14 protein-coding genes and 1 tRNA gene are annotated in these 19,310 nt (G+C 52.6%); 7 read left to right on the top strand and 8 right to left on the bottom strand.

The features are described from left to right. Positions 1 to 24: 24 nt before the first annotated feature. From KOR42_RS04335 to KOR42_RS04360, 6 genes are all read right to left on the bottom strand, one after another. A complete protein-coding gene (locus KOR42_RS04335) occupies positions 25 to 702 on the bottom strand; it encodes a glycosyltransferase family 2 protein (protein ID WP_197440853.1) in 678 nt (225 codons plus the stop codon). 107 nt (positions 703 to 809) lie between these two features. Next, complete coding sequence (locus KOR42_RS04340; protein WP_146507379.1) at positions 810 to 2,129, bottom strand: beta-ketoacyl-[acyl-carrier-protein] synthase family protein; 1,320 nt, start codon at positions 2,127 to 2,129, stop codon at positions 810 to 812. Between the two features lie 351 nt (positions 2,130 to 2,480). Continuing rightward, positions 2,481 to 3,572, bottom strand: coding sequence for an ABC transporter permease (locus KOR42_RS04345; protein WP_146507380.1), 1,092 nt, complete (start codon positions 3,570 to 3,572; stop codon positions 2,481 to 2,483). A gap of 144 nt (positions 3,573 to 3,716) precedes the next feature. After that, a complete protein-coding gene (locus tag KOR42_RS04350; RefSeq protein WP_146507381.1) occupies positions 3,717 to 4,697 on the bottom strand; it encodes an ABC transporter permease in 981 nt (326 codons plus the stop codon). Between the two features lie 41 nt (positions 4,698 to 4,738). Beyond that, on the bottom strand, positions 4,739 to 6,772 hold the full coding sequence (locus KOR42_RS04355; protein WP_146507382.1) for an ABC transporter substrate-binding protein: 2,034 nt from the start codon (positions 6,770 to 6,772) through the stop codon (positions 4,739 to 4,741). 247 nt (positions 6,773 to 7,019) lie between these two features. Then, positions 7,020 to 8,324: a 3-keto-disaccharide hydrolase gene (locus KOR42_RS04360; RefSeq protein WP_231740631.1), complete on the bottom strand. Its 1,305-nt coding sequence runs from the start codon at positions 8,322 to 8,324 to the stop codon at positions 7,020 to 7,022. Positions 8,325 to 8,710: 386 nt separating this feature from the next. On the opposite strand from KOR42_RS04360, the gene KOR42_RS04365 reads away from it, so the two are divergent. Further along, positions 8,711 to 9,568 carry a hypothetical protein gene (locus tag KOR42_RS04365; protein ID WP_146507383.1) on the top strand — a complete coding sequence of 286 codons (858 nt, stop codon included), beginning with the start codon at positions 8,711 to 8,713 and terminating at the stop codon, positions 9,566 to 9,568. 132 nt (positions 9,569 to 9,700) lie between these two features. Then, positions 9,701 to 10,588, top strand: a complete 888-nt coding sequence (gene scpB, locus KOR42_RS04370) for an SMC-Scp complex subunit ScpB (RefSeq protein WP_231740634.1) — start codon at positions 9,701 to 9,703, stop codon at positions 10,586 to 10,588. Positions 10,589 to 10,693: 105 nt separating this feature from the next. Here the strand turns inward: scpB and KOR42_RS04375 are convergent, their stop codons facing one another. Continuing rightward, positions 10,694 to 12,349, bottom strand: coding sequence for a glycosyltransferase family 39 protein (locus tag KOR42_RS04375; RefSeq protein ID WP_146507384.1), 1,656 nt, complete (start codon positions 12,347 to 12,349; stop codon positions 10,694 to 10,696). A 437-nt stretch (positions 12,350 to 12,786) separates the two neighbouring features. On the opposite strand from KOR42_RS04375, the gene hisA reads away from it, so the two are divergent. Beyond that, the gene (gene hisA / locus KOR42_RS04380; RefSeq protein ID WP_146507385.1) at positions 12,787 to 13,533 is read left to right on the top strand and encodes a 1-(5-phosphoribosyl)-5-[(5-phosphoribosylamino)methylideneamino]imidazole-4-carboxamide isomerase; all 747 of its coding nucleotides are present in this window, start codon (positions 12,787 to 12,789) and stop codon (positions 13,531 to 13,533) included. 253 nt (positions 13,534 to 13,786) lie between these two features. On the opposite strand, the gene KOR42_RS04385 is transcribed toward hisA, so the two are convergent. Beyond that, a tRNA-Ser gene (locus tag KOR42_RS04385) sits at positions 13,787 to 13,875 on the bottom strand. A 320-nt stretch (positions 13,876 to 14,195) separates the two neighbouring features. Between KOR42_RS04385 and KOR42_RS04390 the strand changes: the two genes are divergently transcribed. The 4 genes from KOR42_RS04390 to KOR42_RS04405 all read left to right on the top strand — a co-directional run bounded on the left by KOR42_RS04390 (position 14,196) and on the right by KOR42_RS04405 (position 19,213). Next, on the top strand, positions 14,196 to 15,374 hold the full coding sequence (locus KOR42_RS04390; protein WP_197440854.1) for an LptF/LptG family permease: 1,179 nt from the start codon (positions 14,196 to 14,198) through the stop codon (positions 15,372 to 15,374). A gap of 220 nt (positions 15,375 to 15,594) precedes the next feature. After that, positions 15,595 to 15,921, top strand: a complete 327-nt coding sequence (gene trxA, locus KOR42_RS04395) for a thioredoxin (protein WP_146507387.1) — start codon at positions 15,595 to 15,597, stop codon at positions 15,919 to 15,921. 111 nt (positions 15,922 to 16,032) lie between these two features. After that, the gene (locus KOR42_RS04400) at positions 16,033 to 18,690 is read left to right on the top strand and encodes a coiled-coil domain-containing protein (RefSeq protein WP_146507388.1); all 2,658 of its coding nucleotides are present in this window, start codon (positions 16,033 to 16,035) and stop codon (positions 18,688 to 18,690) included. Between the two features lie 232 nt (positions 18,691 to 18,922). Further along, positions 18,923 to 19,213 (top strand): DUF4404 family protein, encoded by a 291-nt coding sequence (locus tag KOR42_RS04405; protein WP_146507389.1) that lies wholly within the window; start codon positions 18,923 to 18,925, stop codon positions 19,211 to 19,213. Positions 19,214 to 19,310: the final 97 nt, after the last annotated feature.

A 19,310-nucleotide genomic window follows, 5' to 3' on the forward strand; every position in this document is an offset into this window, starting at 1 on the left:
TGCAGACCTGTGCGATTTTTATCATCAACTTCCGCTCCGCGAGCAATTCCACTTCTTCTCAAAGTGGCTGCGGTCATTGTTCCATTGCTGAGAGCGAGTCGCCAGCCCACGGGTTGTCTGCTGCCCCAAATGACGCAGCGGAAGATCTTCAACCGCATGAATTGCATGGGAGCCGAACTGATCGAGGCAACGGCATTGAAGATCAGTATCAGAGAAGTACAGCTGAAGGTTTTCGTCGAAGCCGTTGAGTGTCTCAAAGACGTCACGTTGAATTGCGAAACACCAGCCAGACAACAGCGATTCGACCTTCCATGCTTCACGCATTTCGATTGAAAGATCAACAGCAGGCCGCCATTCAGGGCCAGTCATCAGACAGGAATCATCTTTGAGCGGTGAGGTCAATTCCCCACACCACTCACCTGTCGTAATCGCATCGTTGTTCAAGAATATGAGAGTCTTGCCACGAGCGAATCGGGCGGCGAAGTTCCATGACGCGGTGACCCCGCTCCGGGTCGGGCGACGCAGGATTGTGCAGTTTTCAAATTGAGCAGACTGCAGCGAGGCGACTTCGGGCGTTCGACTGCCGTCGTCGACGATCAGAATCTCAGCAAGAGCCGGGTGATGCTCGATCAGAGATTGAACGCAGTTCACGGTCAAATCGCTGCGACCGAACTGCGCAATGATAATAGTCGTTTCGTCCACGTCATCCTCCAGTCTTTCAATAGTCGAAAGACTGGTTGCGCACGGACTCAAAGACCTGCGCATCGAGATTCAGGCGAAAACGCTTTTCTCAGAAGCGGATTTGAGAACTATGAAGCAGACGGAGTGGCTTCGAGAATGACGGTGCTGGCCTGTCCCAGGCTGGTGAAGTTCACGTTCGCGAAGAGCATGTTTTCCGTTGACTGGTGTTCTCCGGAAACGACCTGAATTCCCAGAGAATCATCCGGTTCCGAACAGTTCAGCGTTTGCGGAATCACTCCCCGATTCAACGCGACCAGCGAAGCAGCAATTTCCAAAAATCCGGTTCCCGCACCTGCGTTTCCGAAATACCCCTTCATAGAGGTGACGGGAATTCCATGGTCCCCAAACATCTCGCGATAACTCGCTGCTTCCATCTGATCGTCGTGGACTGTTCCGAGACCGTGAGCATTCACATGTCCGAGATCCGATGGCTGAACCTGACCGCGACGCATCGCTGAGTTCAGTGAGTTTGTGACCGCTTGGCGGGTGTCCGCCGTTCCGTCGGGGCGTGCCACACACGACGACGCTCCAGCCAGGAATCGGCCGTAAATCGTCGCGCCTCGGGCGAGAGCGTGTTCTTCTTCTTCAAGGATCAGACAGCCAGCGCTCTCAGCAACAACTTGGCCATTGCGGTTTCGGTCGAAGGGTTTACAGCTTGCCGAGATATTAGATTCGTCGTAGCCGAGTTCATCGAGAAGACGGGCATGAAGGGTTTTCACAGGATGCAGACGCGTGCCTGTTCCACCAACGATCATGACCTCAGCAGCGCCACGTTCGAGGATGTTCAAAGCTTCCGTCATCGCCACACCGGCGGAAGCTTCATCGATTGTCACAGAATTGTTCGGGCCTTGAGAGTCGGTAAAAATCCCGATGTGGCAGGCAGGCATATTGGGGAGATACTTCAGCATCCACAGGGGTTCCATCGCCCCCAATCCGGTTCCGCCCCATTCCCGATAGTCAAATTCCCCATCAGTCGAATTACATTTCTTGCAGGCGTCCGCCAGACTTTCGGGAGGATAATACATCAGGTTGGCGCCGTATTCGACGCCGATCCGGGAATGGTCGATCGAACCCATATCGATTCCGGAATCGCGGAGCGCCATCAATGCCGCAGCTGCGCCCATCTGGACCTCTCGACACATCACTTTGATGCTCTTTTTCTGGTCCTTTTCCGTGAAGTACTCTTTCTTCAGAGACTTCTCGTTGAATTCCGGAATTTCCCCTCCGACACCATGGAATGCAACATGGCGGTCTTCGGACTCGACCATCCCAATGCCCGACTGTGAGGCATCGAGAGAAGCCCAGAAATTTTCACGTCCGATTCCAATTGGCGACACGACGCCAATTCCGGTGACGACGACTCGTCGCTGCTTGGTCTGTGAACTCATTGCTGGAATTGTCTTAGATCTGTCTGCCAGGGAGTTGTCAGTGAATCCACAAACGCTGGGCCTGGCGAACCGGCGTCTATCAATGTTTTCAGTGATATGAAGATTCTGAGTTGAGAGCCTGTTGCTCTCAGCGTGGCACTCGTTGATCTGTTGGAATCACCACTCCAATCGGTCAACTCAGGAGCCATTTCGAAAGCTTGACTGCATTAAGCATCGTACTCTGACGAGGCAATTCCCCTCAAAAGATTGCCATGTTTGAAGCGTCCCGGAAAGTTCTCCGGTACTCCCCAAACAATTGTGCGAAATCAGAATAACTCGAATCGTAACGAGATGTTAATCAGGGGCAACCTGTTATTCCATGCTTCCGCCGTCTCGCAGCCTCGGATCCGTTGCTTCCTGCAACCCTTCACCAATCAGATTGTATGCCAAAACGGTGAGAAAAATGGCGAAACCGGGGAAAAGAATTAACCACCAGTCCTCGAGATTCTGCCGACCGGAGTTCAGCAATTTTCCCCAACTTGGGGAATTGGCCGGTCCGAAACCGAGGAAACTGAGGGCAGATTCAATGAGAATCGCAGCTGCAATTCCGAAAGTGATCGGGACAAGAACTGGAGCGAGCGCGTTCGGAAGCAGGTATTTGAACATAATTCGGATGTGTCCGACTCCCAGAACACGGGCTGCCGAGACAAAGTCCATCGTTTTCAACTTCAGGAATTCTGCTCGTGTCAGACGGGCGATCCCTGTCCAGCCAGTCGCTCCGATGACTGCCATCATGTGCCAGATGGTCCGCTCGTTGATGACCGCGATCAGAGCCAGAATCAGGACGAGCGTCGGAATACACATCACCACTTCGATGAGGCGACTGATCAAGGAGTCAGTCCATCCTCCAAAGTAGCCCGCCAAACCTCCCATCGTGATTCCGATCACGGAGGCAATTCCCATGGAGACGAATCCAACCAATAGCGCTGTTCGCGTTCCGTGGACCATCTGCGAAAAGACATCAGTGGCTCGGGAATCTGTTCCGAACCAGTTGATCGAATTCGGAGCGGAACTTTGCGGCGTTCGCGGATAATCGGGCCATTCGTTCGGGTCGATGGGGCGGTTTGGATCACCGAAGTGCAGCGGCCAGATCGCCCAGCTGTCGGGGTCGTTCTCTTTCAGGTTGTCATAATAGTTGCCGAAGAAGTTTTCGTTGAGAAACGTTGCTTCGAACCTGGGAGAATAATAACTGAGCATTGGGAAATAGATCGTCCCTTTGTACTCACAGACGATCGGTTTACTTCCGGAAATCGCTGGTGCGAAGAGGGCGACAATCGACAGAAACAGCACGAAGCCCAGGCTGAGCATCGCCAGTTTGCGCTGACGAAACTGCCGCCAGGCTTCTTTCCAGAAGCTTGGAGATTTCGGGATCGACTTCAGTTCCGTGATCTGTGGTTCCGTCATGAAAATTCCGAAGCACTGCGGGACAGGCAAAGCATCAGTGACTAGAGCAAGTTGCTCTTTCCGGTGCACTCACTTGCGCGGTCTCACTCCTTTGAAAGCTGAGTTTGCTCGTGCGAGTCAGTGCAAAGCAAATTTGAAAATATTCTAGTTATTGTCGAGTCGCACACGTGGATCAACGACCGCGTAAAACACATCGGCCAACAACTGGGAGATCAGGGTCATCACCGAATAAACAAGTGTGATTCCCATCACAACGGGATAGTCCCGTTCGGTGATTGATTGCAGGAGTTCCAGACCCATTCCCGGCCAGGAGAAAATTCCTTCAATGATCACTGATCCACTGACAAGGCTCGGCAAAGTAAGTCCGACGAGCGTCACGAATGGGATGAGTGTGTTTCGAAAAGCGTGTTGCCACATGACTCTTCGCGGCGACAGGCCTTTGGCTTTCGCTGTTCGAATGTAGTCCTGCCGAAGCACTTCCTGCAGGTTCGCTCGCACGAATCGAGAATCGTAGGCGAGGCTTCCATACGTCAGGCAGATGACGGGCAGAAACGCATGCCACAGATAGTCGAAGACTTGCTGGGTCGACGACATCGAGTTGTGGGTGTTGCTTTGAATTCCCTCGAGCGGAAACCATTCCCAGTACACAGCCAGCCAGAGTTGGAGGAAGAGCGCAGCGACGAAACTCGGAAGCGAATAGAGCATGTAGAGAATCGTGCTGAGAATCCGTTCATTCCTCGATCCGGCATTGGCTCCTGCGTAAATTCCGAGGGGAATGGACAAGAGAAAGGCCAGAAACAGAGACGGAACCGACAAAAGCAATGTTGGTCCGAGCCGATCGAAGATGACTCGCGTGACTCCGATTTTCTGCTTGTAGGATCGTCCAAGGTCCCCTTGAACCGCATTTCCCAACCAGTGCACGTAAGCGAGTGGCCAGGGCTTATCGAGGCCGTAGGCGGCTTCGAGTTGGGCGATGCGTTCTTTGGAGAATTGGACCTCCGGATCCTGCAAGTCCATCGTGATCGGTGTTCCGGGCATGTTCCGGATCAAGCCGAAGATGATGAACGTGATAAGCATCAGTGTCACGACACCAATGGCGATTCGTCGAACGAGAAACGAAATCATGAATTCGACCGGCTAAGAGCGAACAGGCGGGCGGGAAATCACTATTGGGCGGTTGCCCAGATAGAGTCGAATCCGGGGGAATAGTGGTAGGGACCACGAGGACTGAACTTGTACCCGCGAAGTCTCTTGTTGTAGGCGTAGAAAGCTCCTCGATAGAAGAGCCAGCAATAGGGCTGTTCTTCCCAGAGAATCTCATCAATCTCGCGGTAATACTCGGCACGCACATCGCGATCGAGTTCGACTTTCGCCTTGTCGAAGAGTTCATCCACACGCTTGTTCGAATACTGGACGTAGTTTCGACCTTCGTCTGTTTTGAAGATGTTCTCGGTCGTCCAGGGATCGGTTCCGGTTCCCCATCCTCCGAAGAGTGCCTGAAACTCGTGCTTCGAGGTTTTGTCTTGAACAACCGTAAACTCTGTCGGCATGACGTTGCACTTCACCCCAATTCGTTGAAGCGTCGTTGACAGCGAGTTGCAGACATCCACTCTCCAGGGTTGATTGGGGGTCAGCATTGTGAACTGAAAAGGAATCTTCTTTCCATTCACAACCTTGTCTCGGATGCCATCCTGATCGGTGTCTTTCCAGCCAGCCTCTTCCAGAAGTGCGACTGCTTTCTTCAGATCCTGCTTGTAGGGAGCCCGTGGTTCTTCGGGACCCATCCAGGAATCGGGATGAAACTCGCTCGAGCACGCAGGCCAAAGTCCATAAAGCAGCGTATTGAGGATGTAGTCATAGTCGACGGCATATGCCATCGCTTTTCGAACACGCAAGTCCGAAAAGTAAGGAGTCTTCATGTTCCAGCCGAAGAAGTAGTACACCCACTGAGTTCCGCGGACTTTTGTGTTCAGCCGATAGAATTCGGGCTCGGTGGTCTGATTGACCCATTGAGCTGGCTGAAGCTCCAGGTCATCAATGTCGCCACGATTCAGTGCGAGCAGCTGGGTATTCGGATCGGTGATGACTTTAAAGCGGACGGTTTTGAAGTGCGGCTTGCGACGAACCTGCTCTCCGTTGTGCATGTACCAGTCGTCACGTCGCTCGAGGACGATTTCTGATTTCGAACGACTCTTCACGATGTAAGGGCCGCCGCAGACTGGTTTTTGTTCCAACTTAATGTGCTCGTCGGAATCGGCCATTGTTTTGTCGTCTTTGATCGTTTCCTCATAAACGTGTTTCGGAATGATCGGGAAGTTGCAGTTCCAGACGTTCGTCGCCAGAGAATGCTTATGGAAGATCACGAAGGTGCGTTCGTCGTAGGCTTTGATTCCAAGGATATCGTCCATCCCGGTGCGCACAGCGGGGATGGGAATTTCTTCGTCGAGAATCGTGTGATAGGAAAACTCGACATCATAAGCGCTGACTGGTGTTCCGTCTGACCAGGTGATGTCGTCTCGGATCACGACTTTGTCGAAACGCATGTCCTCGCTGGTTTGCCACGAATCGACATACTCAGCAACAGCGAACGGGTCCATATTCCAGTCGAAGCTGAAGAAGCCGAGGCCGATCATCCCGACGACATCACCCTCCACTGTTGAGCTTTGCATCAACGGATTCAGCGATTTCACTTCCGAGGGAAGGTGCCGCACGATCTCAGTTGAGAAGTCTGCGTCTTCGTCTGTCGCATACAGCTGACCGAGCGAACTGAGAATCTTTTCGTTGTTCTCGTCGGAATCGTTCTTCAGCTTCAAAGCTTCTTCGACGCTGACTTCCGGAGGATGGTCCTTCAGATATTCGCGATAAAGCTCCAGCGAGTCGATCACCGGACTGTCGACCCATGTGACCTGCTGATCGAGTTCATCAAGCGTGGCGGGAGGATCGAAAACCTGCTCAGGTTCTGAAGCAGCGATGGCTCCCGAAGAGATTGAGCCATCGGCGAATTCGGAGCGGAGCTCAGCGATCAGTTCCGATTTCAGCTCTTCTTTCATCTCTCCGAGGAGAGTTCTCAGCTGTTCCTCTTGTTTTTCCTGATTCTCAAGGACTTCCCGGTAATTCGGGGCCTTGGGGCATCCAGAAGCAAACATCACTGAGAAACACAGGAAAACCCGAAGCGAGTTCGAGGCCAGACGACTGTGCATATGGCTTGCATCCTTTCCGACGACTTTTGCAATCCGTTTTCGCTGCTCAATTCCATACTGACTGCGAGCGTGCTGTCACAGTATCGAACTGAGACGATTCTTGAAACGGTTGTAAAGAATTCTGTCACACGCTGTCCACACGAACAAGAGTGAACACTCTCATAAAGCTGAATGAAAACTCCCCAACCGTTTCGGAAAACGGCCGAGGAGTCGAATCATCGAAGTCAACACTTTGGGTGCTGAGGAGTTATGGGAGTTCTTTGATCAGGATATCGCGGAACTCGACAGCATCTCCATGACCGGCGAAACCCAAATGTCCCGATTCGAGATCTTTCCCCGGATGAGCCGAGTCAGCCATGTATTCGGTAATCTCGCTGAGATCGGTGTCGAGGATCTTGTTGCCGTTCAGTTCGACAATAATCCGTGAGCCGTCGACGGTCACTTCCTGATAGTTCCACTCGCCCGGTTCTCGAAGATATCCTCTTGCAGCTGCGGCCATGCCGTAAGCGGATCCGTGATATTGTCGGGGATCAAGCTTCGCATATTTCGGATGTTCTGAATCGAGAACCTGCAATTCGGTCATTCCGTCATAAGCCGGGTTTCCGCTTCCGGGGTAACGAATCGCGAGGCCATTGTTTCCGCCTTCAGGGATTTTGATCTGCAGAGCGACTTTGAAGTTCTTGTATTCTTTCTCGGTGAATAGATTTCCGCCGGTCTTCGGTTGGCAGCGAATCGCTCCTTCGAAGACCTCGTAGTTGTCCGTCGCACCGGCCCAACCGGTCAGGTCTTTTCCATTGAAGATTGGTTCGAAACCTTCTTCACGCTCTTCAACGAGAATGGCGGTCGCTTCTTCCGGAGTGAATTCCTTGATCGCGATATTTCGCCACTGAATTTCTCCTCCGTGCGTCTGCAACTGAATTTGTCCGGTCGGTCGCAGCGGGATGAGACGGTCCTTATCCCAGTAGTTTTCCATCAATGCGTTCTTGACGACTTGTTCCCCGTTCAGCCAGATGCTCGTGCGTGCTCCGATCTGACGAATTTTGAAGGTATTCCATTCCCCGAACGGCTTGTCCATCAGCTTGGATGGATCTTTCCCGGGAGTCCCGGCAGAGTTGTTCCAGAGACCTCCTGAACCGAGATTCGCTCCCAGCTTGAATTTGTTTTCGTCGGTAGAATCCCAGATTTGGACCTGTGGAGAGTTCTTCAGATAGATGCCACTGTCAGCACCGGGAACGGTTTTGTAGTCGATGAGCAGTTCGAAATCGCGGAACGAATCATCCGTGGTCAGATAAGCCCCGTGTCCATCGTTGATGATGGCTCCGTCGACGACCCGCCAGTGTTCTGAAACGGATTGATTCCATTCATCAAGTTTGGCTTCCCGTTCAGCTTCGGGCATTGCCTCCAACTGATCAGGATTGAAATGCGGCATCCCGTGCCAACCGGTGAAATCTTTTCCATTGAATAGCGGTCGATAACCATCTTCTGCAGCGAGCGAGAAGGAAGTCGCCGATAGAACGGCACTGGTCAAAGCGAGAATGGCGATGTTTCGCAAAGCGGAACTCCTCAGTCTTGGTGAAAGACAAACGGGCGGGCGAGTCGATGAACGATTTTCACCGTACTTCGAGCTTGCAGCGTAGTCAAACCTGCTGCAACTTGCGACGCAACCGAACAGTTCAAGGAGTGTGAATTCGAGGGAGAACTGATCAGATTGGTGTTGTGGCAATTCGACAAAGTGGCATATCTTGCCGGTCTCAACGTTGAATTCGTCGTCACGTGAGATTGTGATCGACTGGAGCCGGACCCGTTGCTCCTGACGGATTCAGTGTGTGAACTGATTCAAAGAGTTGAGTCGGTTCACCACCCTAAAAAAACGGGATGCCTTTGCCGGATGACATGGACGGATGGCAAGGCATGTGCAATGCATGGAGGTCTCGCACGATGGGCAAGATCGGTAGTTCAATACTTACATTCTTGCTGTCAGTTCCACTCACAGCAGTGACACTGGTGGCGATATTTGGCGTCCCACAATCCGCACAACTCAGTGCTGCGCCTGATGAAGAGGTCGTTCTACGAGACCCGTTTCATGAAGGGGATCAGTGGGCAAGCGACAGCCAACTCGGCCAGCCCGCTCAGTTCCGTCAGCCGTCTGCAAGCCGGCCTCAGCTGCACTTTGGTGAGTCCCAAACAGGTGAGTCGAATGCCCCGGCGTTCGGGAGTGCGCAAACAACGCAAGCTGGCAATTCTGTAGGAAATCATGCTCCGGAATGGGGCCATCCTCAGGACACTCCTGCTCGTGATCCTTACTCCGCTCCGGCTGATCATTCCAGCAATTCGGCTCAAATGCGAAACCCCTTCGCTCAGCAGGATGCGGTTGGACACACTCCGGAATCTTTTCGACAGCAAGGGCATGCAGCTCCGAATCCAGCGACAAGTTTCCCAGTTTCCTACGGAGACGCCACAACTCTGGCTTCCAACGAGAGTGCTTCTCTCGGGGAATCACGACACATCCCACGCGAAACCGGTATTCAACTCTTGTCCTGGCAGGATGCAGCCAATCGTCTCGCGGACTTGGGAATCGAGAACTATCACCTGGAATCGGGAGCCAATCCCGGAACCTTTCTCTTCGTTTGCCTGTATCGCCCCGCTGCCACTCCTTCAGTGACCCATCGATTTGAAGCGGAAGGTAATGATCCTCTCGTCGCTGTGAATCAGGTCATCACAAAAGTGAACGATTGGATTGCTGGCAACTATGCCGCTCAGGCTTACTCGAACGCAGCACCGCGATTCACAAGATGAGTCCTTTGTTCGCTCTTTTCGCTGGCTCAATCTGGTGAATGGAATCGTTGATCGAATCACTTTCGGAGAGAGCTTAAGAAGATTCGAATCATTGAACCTTTCGAACTGCTTCGCTCTTCTGAAAGAGGATGAATGAATTCGCGTTCGAATTGGCAGACTCTTCGAAGTGGAAGTATTCGCGAGATGACCCCTTTTCAGAAGAACGCACTCCAACCGGGAAAGACTGCGGATTTTCGTTCCGCGAATGGCGCCGTTGGTTGGAACTGGCGTCGACACCTCAAGAGAGAGTCAGCGGAATCGGTCACGATCGATCCGCAAATGGCCGGGCATCGTACTCCCAAGATGGCACGCGTTGAAGCAGCACTCTTCGTTGCAGATTCCGCACTCTCTGCGAGAAAACTGAGTCAGGTTGCGATGCTCGCCGACTACAAGGAAGCGCTTTCGGTGATCGAAACGCTGAACAACCTGTACGACGTGGCGGGGTCGGCATTTCGAATCGAACGTGTTGCATCCGGCTTCAAGCTGTTGACGCGTGCTCAACTTTCCGTCTGGCTGGATCGGGTTCACAGTCGTCAGGCTCACCTCAAGCTTTCCCCGCCTGCGATGGAAACGCTCACGATTATCGCCTATCGGCAACCATGCACTCGCGCGGATGTCGAAGCCATTCGAGGAGTCCAGGCTTCCGAGATGATCAAACAGCTGCTCGACAAGAATCTTGTCCGAGTCGTCGGCGAAGATGACTCGCTCGGTCGTCCGTATCTTTATGGGACGACGCGTCTCTTTCTGGAGAGTTTCGGCCTCTCGAACGTCAACGACCTTCCAATGTCGGAACTGATGAAACCGAAGGAAACCGAAACGGAAGAAGTCAGCGAGTCGGAAGCTCAAGAATCGGAAGCGGATGAGTCGGAGAGTGATGGGACACTCAAACTCGATGCCACTGACCCGAACTCAGGGGAGTTAGGGGGGGCAGGGGAGTGCTCGCAATCGGACGACGAAGACGACGATCAGGCTGCCGCGTAAAATCAGCGTCCACACGTCAGTCAGTGTTCAACAGTATTCATACGTTGCTGAGAGAAGCGTGTCGCGTGACGAGTTTCATCGATTCGAAGATGAGCCCGCTGACGCCTATCGCACCGCAATTCTTGCAGTTGGAGAGGCACTGTTCGCTTCGAAAGCGACAGGATCTTCACTTTCCACACGCGGTGAGACGACAGCCCAATGCACAGTGATCGGGGCCTGATCGGCTGAAGTTTGCCATTGAAGCATCAGCGGCTGCGTTCCGTAATGAATCTGCTCGGACAGATCGACACCGAGTTTCGTCGAGAGAGCATCGAGCGTGTACTGATCGGAAGTTTCATCATTCCAGAGAAGGATGCCTCCAGTTTTTACAAGATCTCGATGTGACAACCCGGAGCTGCGTTTGGGGTCGAGTTCGCTGAATGCCAAAGGGCGATGAAATGTTCCGTTGTACCAGCTCGCGTTTTGAGCAAGTTTGGCCGTTCCACCGATGATTTTCAGCGGCCGTTCGAAATTCTGATCCGTCCAGATTTTGCGGACCTGTTGAGCAAGGTCTCGCCCCGGAAAGTGAACACTTGAGGGAGGCGTCGACGTGATCATTTTCGGCATCATGGTGTTGATCGTGACAAGTAGAGCCGCAAAAGCTCCCACTGCGGCCCCGCAGCTGAGAAGGACTCGTCGCCACGAGGTTTTCGACTCTCGCAAGTCGCACCACAGCAAAATCGACAGTCCGGCAAACGTCCACAACGTCAGGCCTGTCGCTCCCAGATCGACACCAACCAGCCCGGCCAGAACGAGCATCGATGCAGCAGGCAGAAGTGTGACAACCAAAAGATACTGCTTCGCGAAGTCCTGATTTTCCTTCTCGTAGTTCGATTCGTCGCTGAACTGGACCGCCTGAATCATCGGAAGAAGCAGCAATGCGATCGGGACGACCGCCAGAAGTTGTCGAATGATAAATCGAAGGGCGAAAACAACATGAGCGCTGAGAGAATCCCAGCTGTGGAGGGATGTCGAAAACGTTTGAAAGTCATTCGACCAGGACCAGAACAGGTGCGGAGCAACGATCAGACCGGCGGTCAGAATGGCGAGAAATGGCCACGAAGTATCCCAGCATCGCCGGGCTTTGTAATTCATCAACGAGAAAGCACACATCGCCCAGAACAAAAGAACGGTGCTGTAGTGGCACAAGATTCCCAGTCCGAGGAGAACACCGAGAACAACCCAGTCGCGGCGATTTTCCAGTTGAAATGCTTTGTAAGCGGCCACAATGGAAAGGGCCCAGAGGGCTCCCGCCAGATGAGCACTCGTCAACGCCGAAGAGCCGATCGTGAAGAAGAAGCATCCTTCCAGCACAAGCGCTCCGCAAATGGCTGTCCAGGGATGAAGGAACTCTCGTCCAAGTTTCCACGCTGCCCAAAGGCATGTCGCGATACACAATTGAGCAATTAAATACGCAGGCCAAGCAGCTGGGGCAAAGACCGCAGAGACGATGGACATCACCCAGATGGAAAGCGGCGGCTGATCGAAGTAGCCCCAGGCTGGCGACTGGCCGAGCGTCAGAATTTCAAGGGTTTCGTCCGGAAGATTCGGCTGAGTGATCGTGGACAGAACCGTCCAGAAAACAACATGGATGCCGAGAAGGATGTAGAAGAAGCGAATCGTCGGGTCGCGATTCTCGTCGTTTTCTTGATGGGTCTTCTGGTGAAACGCGTCGACAATTCGAGTGACGTGTTTGAATTTCTGCGTGTAGGCTTGGCTCATGATATCCGTTTTCCGAGCTGTGGCCCCAGTTGGCTCAAAGCTGCAAAAGGTCCATCTTTTTGCGAAATCGAATCGGAGGCGAGAACATTTCACACATTCCTTTGGGATCGCCTGAAGAGTTCAGCTCAACACAGTCATGTGTCGGACCGCACACGTTTGTGAAAACCAGGTCGAAAACGCTCGCGAAGAGTAACGATCTTTGGAAAAAAACGTCAAGATCGGTCCTATTGGGGGGACGGTCCAAGATGGGCAAAGTGTTTATCGGGTCTCTGAAGTAGCCTGATGTTGATCTCTCGGACGCTTTCAAAAGCAAGAGCTTCGATTCTCGATCGCGTAGGGGCTGACAATATGCCGGTGAGATTCTATTCTCGCCAGTCGCCGAAGAAATCAATTCGACATTACAAGAATCCCGCCGATCCGAGCGGTCCGGAGAAGTCATGGAAATTTTGCCAGCCATTGATCTGAGAAACGGAAAGTGCGTCCGTTTGCGTCAAGGCGATTACAGTCAGGAGACAATTTTCGGCGATGATCCCGTCGCGATGGCTCAACGATGGGAGTCTGAGGGAGGCCAGCGATTGCATCTGGTCGATCTCGATGGGGCGAAAGCAGGACGACCGGTCAATCTCGACGTCATCTCCCGAATCGTTGAAGCGGTGAAGATTCCTTGCCAGCTTGGTGGCGGAATTCGCAGCGAAGAGACAGTCGCAGAGATGTTGAACGAGGTCGGAATCGATCGAGTCATCATCGGAACGCAAGCCCTCAAACAGCCGGAGTGGTTTCAGGAAATCTGTGAGAAATTCCCGCACAAATGTTGCTTGGGGCTCGATGCAAGAGACTCGATGGTAGCTACCGAAGGCTGGCTGGATGTCTCGGAAACGTCCGCGCTCGAACTGGCGAATTGTTTCGTTGGTGTCCCGCTTGCAGCCGTGATTTATACCAACATCGCCAATGATGGAATGATGCAGGGAATCGATGACGGAACGATGTCCGATTTTGTCGAGCTGGCGAAACGCGGATTCCCAGTGATTGCTTCAGGTGGTGTGACGACAATCGAGGACATTGTCCGCCTGAACGAACTCTCGAAACAGCATCCGAATCTGGTCGGAGCAATTACCGGTCGGGCGATCTACGAAGGAAAAATCGATCTGGCAGAAGCTGTCCGGATCACCGCTTCGAACGAATAACCGATTAGGCGAGCCTCTCGGTTCGCGCCTGAACGGGCCAGTCCCGCTTCTATAGGCTGCGTTCACCCACGCGCATCAATCGGCGCAAACAACAATGAAGATGCGCCGTCGACGGTCTCAGACCTGTCAAAAGTCCCTTGAACTGAATCCGTTGGGCGGGTGCAGAAGAAAGCGGGCGCAGAAGAAAGAAATTGTGACGGAAATCCGTTTGGGAAATCGGGATTCACAAGCGGGGTGTGAAAAAAGAAAGAAGCGGAGAGAGCGGGATTCGAACCCGCGGTCCCCTTTGACAGGGACACATCATTAGCAATGATGCGCATTCGGCCACTCTGCCATCTCTCCGTTCAACTGGGGCAACAAAATCATTGCCTCCCAGTGGCGCATGCGGAAGATAGATGTTCATTGAGCGAGTTGCAAGATTAGGAGCCTGATTCTGTGCTCCCAATTTTCCAACAGGCCATCTGGGCTCCATCTGTGCCGATTCCATCTTGACCAGATCCGCGAAATTTCTCTATGTAGGTCCAACGAAAGGAGTTTGAACTGTCTTGAGGATCGCCGACGTCTGTTTCGCCTGAAATTCTCGCTTCGTTTCAAGCTCTTTCTCGCAGTTGTTCTGTCTGCCAGCCCCCGCCTGGATTCGAATCGCCAGACCCATGTTCCCGATGTCCCGACTGCTCCAGCGTTATATTCTGGGTCAAGTAATCAAGGTTTTCCTCTCGATTCTTGCCGGGATGACTTTGCTGCTGGTCTTCGTCGGTGTTTTTCAACAGGCGGCCGAACTTGGACTCACACCGCAGCACGCGGTTCGCGTTCTTCCGTATATTGTCCCCAGTTTGCTCCCATTTACGATTCCTGCAGCAATGTTGCTGACAGTGAGTGTGGTTTATGGTCGGCTGTCGGGGGATCAGGAAGTGATCGCTGCGAAAGCTGCGGGAATTCATCCAGTTTCCTTGATGTGGCCCGCATTCGCACTCGGACTTGCTTTAAGTATTGCGTCACTCGTCTTGACCGACCGGCTGATTCCGTGGTCGATTTCCCGGATCGAACAGCATGTCGTCTCTGTGATGGAAGAGTTGTTCATGGAGCGACTCAAGTCACAACTTCAATACAGCGATCGGAAGTTGGGGCTGCATATCAACGTGGCCGATGTCGAGGGGCACACGCTGATTCATCCCGTGATCCAGTTTTCCAAAGGGAAGGGAGGCGTGACGACGCAGGCGGAACTGGCCCGCATTCGATTGAGTGTCGAGCGTCAGGAAATTCTGGTTCAACTCAAGAATGGCTTCATCGAGTTTCCCGACGACAGTCGCGTCTATTTTCAGGGGGAGCGATCCGAGCGATTCCGCTGGGAAACCGATATGGGCGATCGCAAAGCGCGTCACATCCCCATTACTGAAATTTATGGAGAACTCGACAAGATTGAGCATTTTCGGGAGAGTCAAAAACAGCTTCAGGCAACAGAAGTTTTTCTCTCACTTGCAGGGGCTGACTTTCGAAGACTCGTTACCGATGCCGTCAAGCGTTCGAAAACACTGGCGACGGATCAATCGCGGTTCAACAAGCTTCGGACAGAAGTTCACAGTCGCTGTTCCTTGGCGCTCAGTTGCTTCTTCTTCACCCTGCTGGGAGTGCCAGTTGCGGTCATGCTTGGGAAGTCCCAATTTGCGACAAGCTTCCTGTTCTGTTTCTTGCCGATTGTCTGCGGTTACTACCCGTTGACGTTGGGACTGATGTCTCAGGCGAAAAATGGTTCGATCTCTCCGGACTGGTCAATGTGGGTCGCCAATGTGCTCGTAATGATCCTCGGCGGATTCGCGATTCGGAAGGTGATTCGGTATTGATTACGGAACTGAATCCGGGTACATCCACTTCTTCAACTGTCCAGCCAATCCACTTAAATCCGCTCCTGGATAGCAAGTTGTTTATTTGAAAAGGTTTGTGTCAATGTGCGGTCGCGGAAGGTCGTTGACACTACATACACCAGATCTATAATCGCCCCAAAACCACCATGCAGCGACAAAAAAGATGCTGTATCAGCGGGCAACCCCATAGGAGAGAATCATGGCAGAAAACTTGGCCGAATTCAGCGACGATACATTCCAGTCAGACGTTCTGGAGAGCAGTGAACCCGTCCTCGTCGACTTCTGGGCGCCTTGGTGCGGCCCTTGCAAAATGTTGACACCAACGATTGAGGCACTCGCCGATCAATACGCCGGGAAGGTCAAAATCGGAAAGCTGAACACTGATGAAAATCGCCAGGCTGCGATCAACTATCAGATCAACAGCATCCCGACTTTGATCGTTTTCAAAGATGGCGAACCCGTCGATCGCCTGCTCGGATTGCAACAGCAGGAACGGATTGCTGAAGTCCTCGACCGACATCTTTAAGACTGGTGGTGGAGTGCCGATTGAGTCTCATCAATAGTTCTAACGGGGCTCTTGATCTCAGTCGGCGATTATCACTGGGTTGTCAATCTCGCTTCGGGGAAAGGATGCCCCATGTCGGACCGACCCGTTGATCATCCGTTTCCATTCGATTCCGAGGATGATCAACGCCTGCAACAGGCGAGTGAAATTTTCACCATGTTGCAGTCTCAAATGGATGAACTCGATCGAAAGGAGCGGAGCGTCTCAGAAGCGCTTTCCCTTCTTGCGGACCGGGAAGATACGCTCGCAAAACGTACCCGCAGCCTGGAAGACCGCGAACGCGCCCTCATCACTGCTGAACAACGATCGGGCGAAATTCTGAAGCTCGCCAGAGTTCTCCAAGCGAAAGAGCAGGAACTCGCTTCTGATCGGAAGAAGCTTGAAGCCAAAGAGGTTGAGCGACTCAATTCTCATCAACGTCAAGTTGCTGAGAGTCAACGCGAACTCGAAGAGAAGTTTCAGCAACAGCAAGCTGCCGCGAAAGAGCAACTCGATCAACAACGACGTCAGCTCGAAGACCGCGAAAAAGAACTTCAACGAGAACGGGAAGAACATCTCAAGGCAACTTCTGCATTCCGCTCAGAAATGGAGCAACAGCGGGCTCAGTTGCTCAGCGTGCACGAGCAGACTCTCGGGAAGAAGCTGCGCGAACTCGAAGCTGCTTTCGAAAAGAGAAGTGCGGAAGAAGAACAAAAGCTTAATCGCGTGCGGGCAGAGTACGAACGCGACGTTGCCGAACTGAATCGCCAACGCGAACAGCATCAACGGGCTGTTGAGAAGTTTCAAAACGAGTCCGCCGCCCAGCGAGCCAAGCTGGCCGAAGATCACGAAGCCCAACTCGCTCATCAGCGGCGTCTTCTCGAAACAGAGTTTGCCGAGAAACAATCCGCAGCTGCTCAGGAGTTGTCTCAGGAACGTGCGCGACTTCAGTCTCAACGAGCAGAGATCGAAGCAGAGCACGACCGTCAGCAGCAGACAATCGCACAATGGGAGAAAGAATCTGCGGAGCAGCGAACAGCCTGGGAAGCTGCACGCGATCGCCAAATCGCTGACGAAAAGCAGAAACTGGAGAGCGAGTTTGCGCAACTCCGGTCCGAACTCATTGAGCAATATCACGAGAAAGAATCTCGACTCGCTGAGCGGGAGCAGCAGCTCGAACGGAATCGGGAAGACTTTCAGAAAGCGGTCGCCGACTGGGAAGTGGAGTCCTCTCGGCAGCGTGAGCAACTTGATTCGCTGCGCATTCACCAACTCGAAGAAGTTCGTCAAGAAGTTCAAAAGGAGTTCGAGCAACGACAGTTCGATCTCGATGAGCTGCAAGCTTCGATTTCCGACGAACGTCAAAACTTCGAACAGGAGAAAACACAGTGGGCTGCGGATCTCGAACAGCAGAGACAGCAGTTGGACGCGGATCTTGTTGATCGCCGCCGCGAGTTGGATGACTTCGCAGCTTCGCAGTTGCACGAATCACAACTGCAGCTACACGTCGAGCAGGCACGTTTGAATCAGAAGAAGAATGAACTCGACGCGGAAACGAAGAAGTTTCAAGAGACGTTCGAGCAACAACGATTTGAGCTCGAAGAAGAACTCAAGTCGCTGCGAATGGAGTTTGAAAAGAGTCTTGAACAGAAAGAGAGTGAGTTCAACGACCAGCAACGGGCGCGTCGCGAAGAGCTGTTCGACGAAGTTCGACGGCATAAAAAACTTGTTGAAGACCAGTTGAAACGCGATCAGGAACAGCTTGCACAGACCGAATCGAAACTCGAAGCAGAACGCGCGAGGTTTCGAGATCAGGTTGACGAAGCAAAGGCCCGGTTGTCTGAGGAAGAACAGGTTCAGAGAGCCAAGACTGAGCAATTTCGGACTCAAAAAATTGCGGCCCTCGATCTCCGAGAACAGCAATTGCAGCGGCGGGAGATCGATTTCAAGAAACGCTCATCGCTTCATGAAAGTCATCTGGGGCGAGTTCGAAAAGAGTTAGAAGCGTCCAAAGCCAAACTGGAACAGACAAGTCAGAAGCAAATGATCTGGCGTGAAGAAGTTGAACGGGGAATTCGCCTTCGCTTAAGTCAAATGAGACGTTACCGCGATGTCATGTCTCTGCGAGAACAGTCGCTCGATCAGGACCGCGAAGAGTTTACGGAAAGCCGAAGGAAAGCAGAATTCGAGTTGGCGGAGAGTCGCAAATTGTTCGCCGAAGAAAGGTTTCGATGGCTGCAACAGAAGGCGATTTCGACAACCAAACTTCAGGAACTCGAAAGTGAAATTCATGAGGAGTATCGGGCCGTTCAACAACTCATCGGTCAGTTCGAGCAAGCGATGGGGGCCGACGCCGAATCGGGTGCCACCGCTTCGAATTCCTTGTTCTCCGATTCTGTCACAAGCATTCAGATTTCCAATCTCTTCGAGCGACTCCGTGAAACGCATCAGCTGATCCAACATCGAATCGACCACTCGTCGATTCTGGAAGGTGATGAAACCGAACAGTCGTCCACCTTCGAGGCTGTGTTCGAAGATCTTTCGCAGCAAGTGGAATCGGTTCGAATACGAGAAGAAGAGTTGGCGGGTGCTCGAGAGCAATGGCTGGCTGACCGACACAAGGCCGAACACGTCATTCGCGAGCTTGTGATTCAGCTGGAATCTGCACTCGACCAGATCGAGCAACTTGAACAGCAAGGGGAGGGCGGGCGACGTCATCTGGGACCGGTTCGCGGTCAAAACGTCGCTTAAATCATGCTTGTGGTTTCTCTTCTGTCTTCAGAGCCGATTTCGTTCGGTCAATGCGTGGCTCTTTGATGTGAGCCTGCAGAAAATCCCAGTAATGAACATGCGTGAAGAACGTTCGAAAACGCACGCTGGCGAGAAGTTTCGACAATGTCGTTGAGTTCGCTGTATGCCGAAACTCGACGGGACGATGATCAGTTCGCTACGATGAATTTAAGGCTTTAACGAGATTGGAACTATGGAACGCAAGCAACTGATCGAAACCCTGAATGAATTGCACCAGGAACTGGCGAATTCGCAGGAAGATGTCGATCCCGAAACTCAGGCACTTCTGAAACAGCTCTCTTCCGATATTGATCGGATTTGTGTAACGGAATCGGCGGAGCAACCGGAGCCGGTCAGTTCTTCGAAGCAGGAAAGCATGATCGACCAGCTTCTCGGATTGACCGATGAATTCGAGGAATCGCATCCTCGGCTGGCGGAGATTGTCGGTCGAGTTGCGAGCGCGCTGAGCCGAATCGGAATCTAAACTGAGTTGATGGTTCGTCTGCACTGGTTCTTTCGAATCAAGACTGCGCTGGCTGGTGCAAAGCTCGCAAACCCCGGTTCGAAAACTTGTTGAACAA

The sequence above is a fragment of the Thalassoglobus neptunius genome (assembly GCF_007859735.1).
GTDB lineage: Bacteria > Planctomycetota > Planctomycetia > Planctomycetales > Planctomycetaceae > Thalassoglobus > Thalassoglobus neptunius.

Bases quoted from the DNA above. Each gene is read 5' to 3' on its own strand.
- KOR42_RS04340 (WP_146507379.1), bottom strand. From the start codon at position 2,129: ATGAGTTCACAGACCAAGCAGCGACGAGTCGTCGTCACCGGAATTGGC.
- KOR42_RS04345 (WP_146507380.1), bottom strand. From the start codon at position 3,572: ATGACGGAACCACAGATCACGGAACTGAAGTCGATCCCGAAATCTCCA.
- KOR42_RS04350 (WP_146507381.1), bottom strand. From the start codon at position 4,697: ATGATTTCGTTTCTCGTTCGACGAATCGCCATTGGTGTCGTGACACTG.
- KOR42_RS04355 (WP_146507382.1), bottom strand. From the start codon at position 6,772: ATGCACAGTCGTCTGGCCTCGAACTCGCTTCGGGTTTTCCTGTGTTTC.
- KOR42_RS04365 (WP_146507383.1), top strand. From the start codon at position 8,711: ATGGGCAAGATCGGTAGTTCAATACTTACATTCTTGCTGTCAGTTCCA.
- scpB (WP_231740634.1), top strand. From the start codon at position 9,701: ATGAATTCGCGTTCGAATTGGCAGACTCTTCGAAGTGGAAGTATTCGC.
- KOR42_RS04375 (WP_146507384.1), bottom strand. From the start codon at position 12,349: ATGAGCCAAGCCTACACGCAGAAATTCAAACACGTCACTCGAATTGTC.
- hisA (WP_146507385.1), top strand. From the start codon at position 12,787: ATGGAAATTTTGCCAGCCATTGATCTGAGAAACGGAAAGTGCGTCCGT.
- KOR42_RS04390 (WP_197440854.1), top strand. From the start codon at position 14,196: ATGTCCCGACTGCTCCAGCGTTATATTCTGGGTCAAGTAATCAAGGTT.
- trxA (WP_146507387.1), top strand. From the start codon at position 15,595: ATGGCAGAAAACTTGGCCGAATTCAGCGACGATACATTCCAGTCAGAC.
- KOR42_RS04400 (WP_146507388.1), top strand. From the start codon at position 16,033: ATGTCGGACCGACCCGTTGATCATCCGTTTCCATTCGATTCCGAGGAT.
- KOR42_RS04405 (WP_146507389.1), top strand. From the start codon at position 18,923: ATGGAACGCAAGCAACTGATCGAAACCCTGAATGAATTGCACCAGGAA.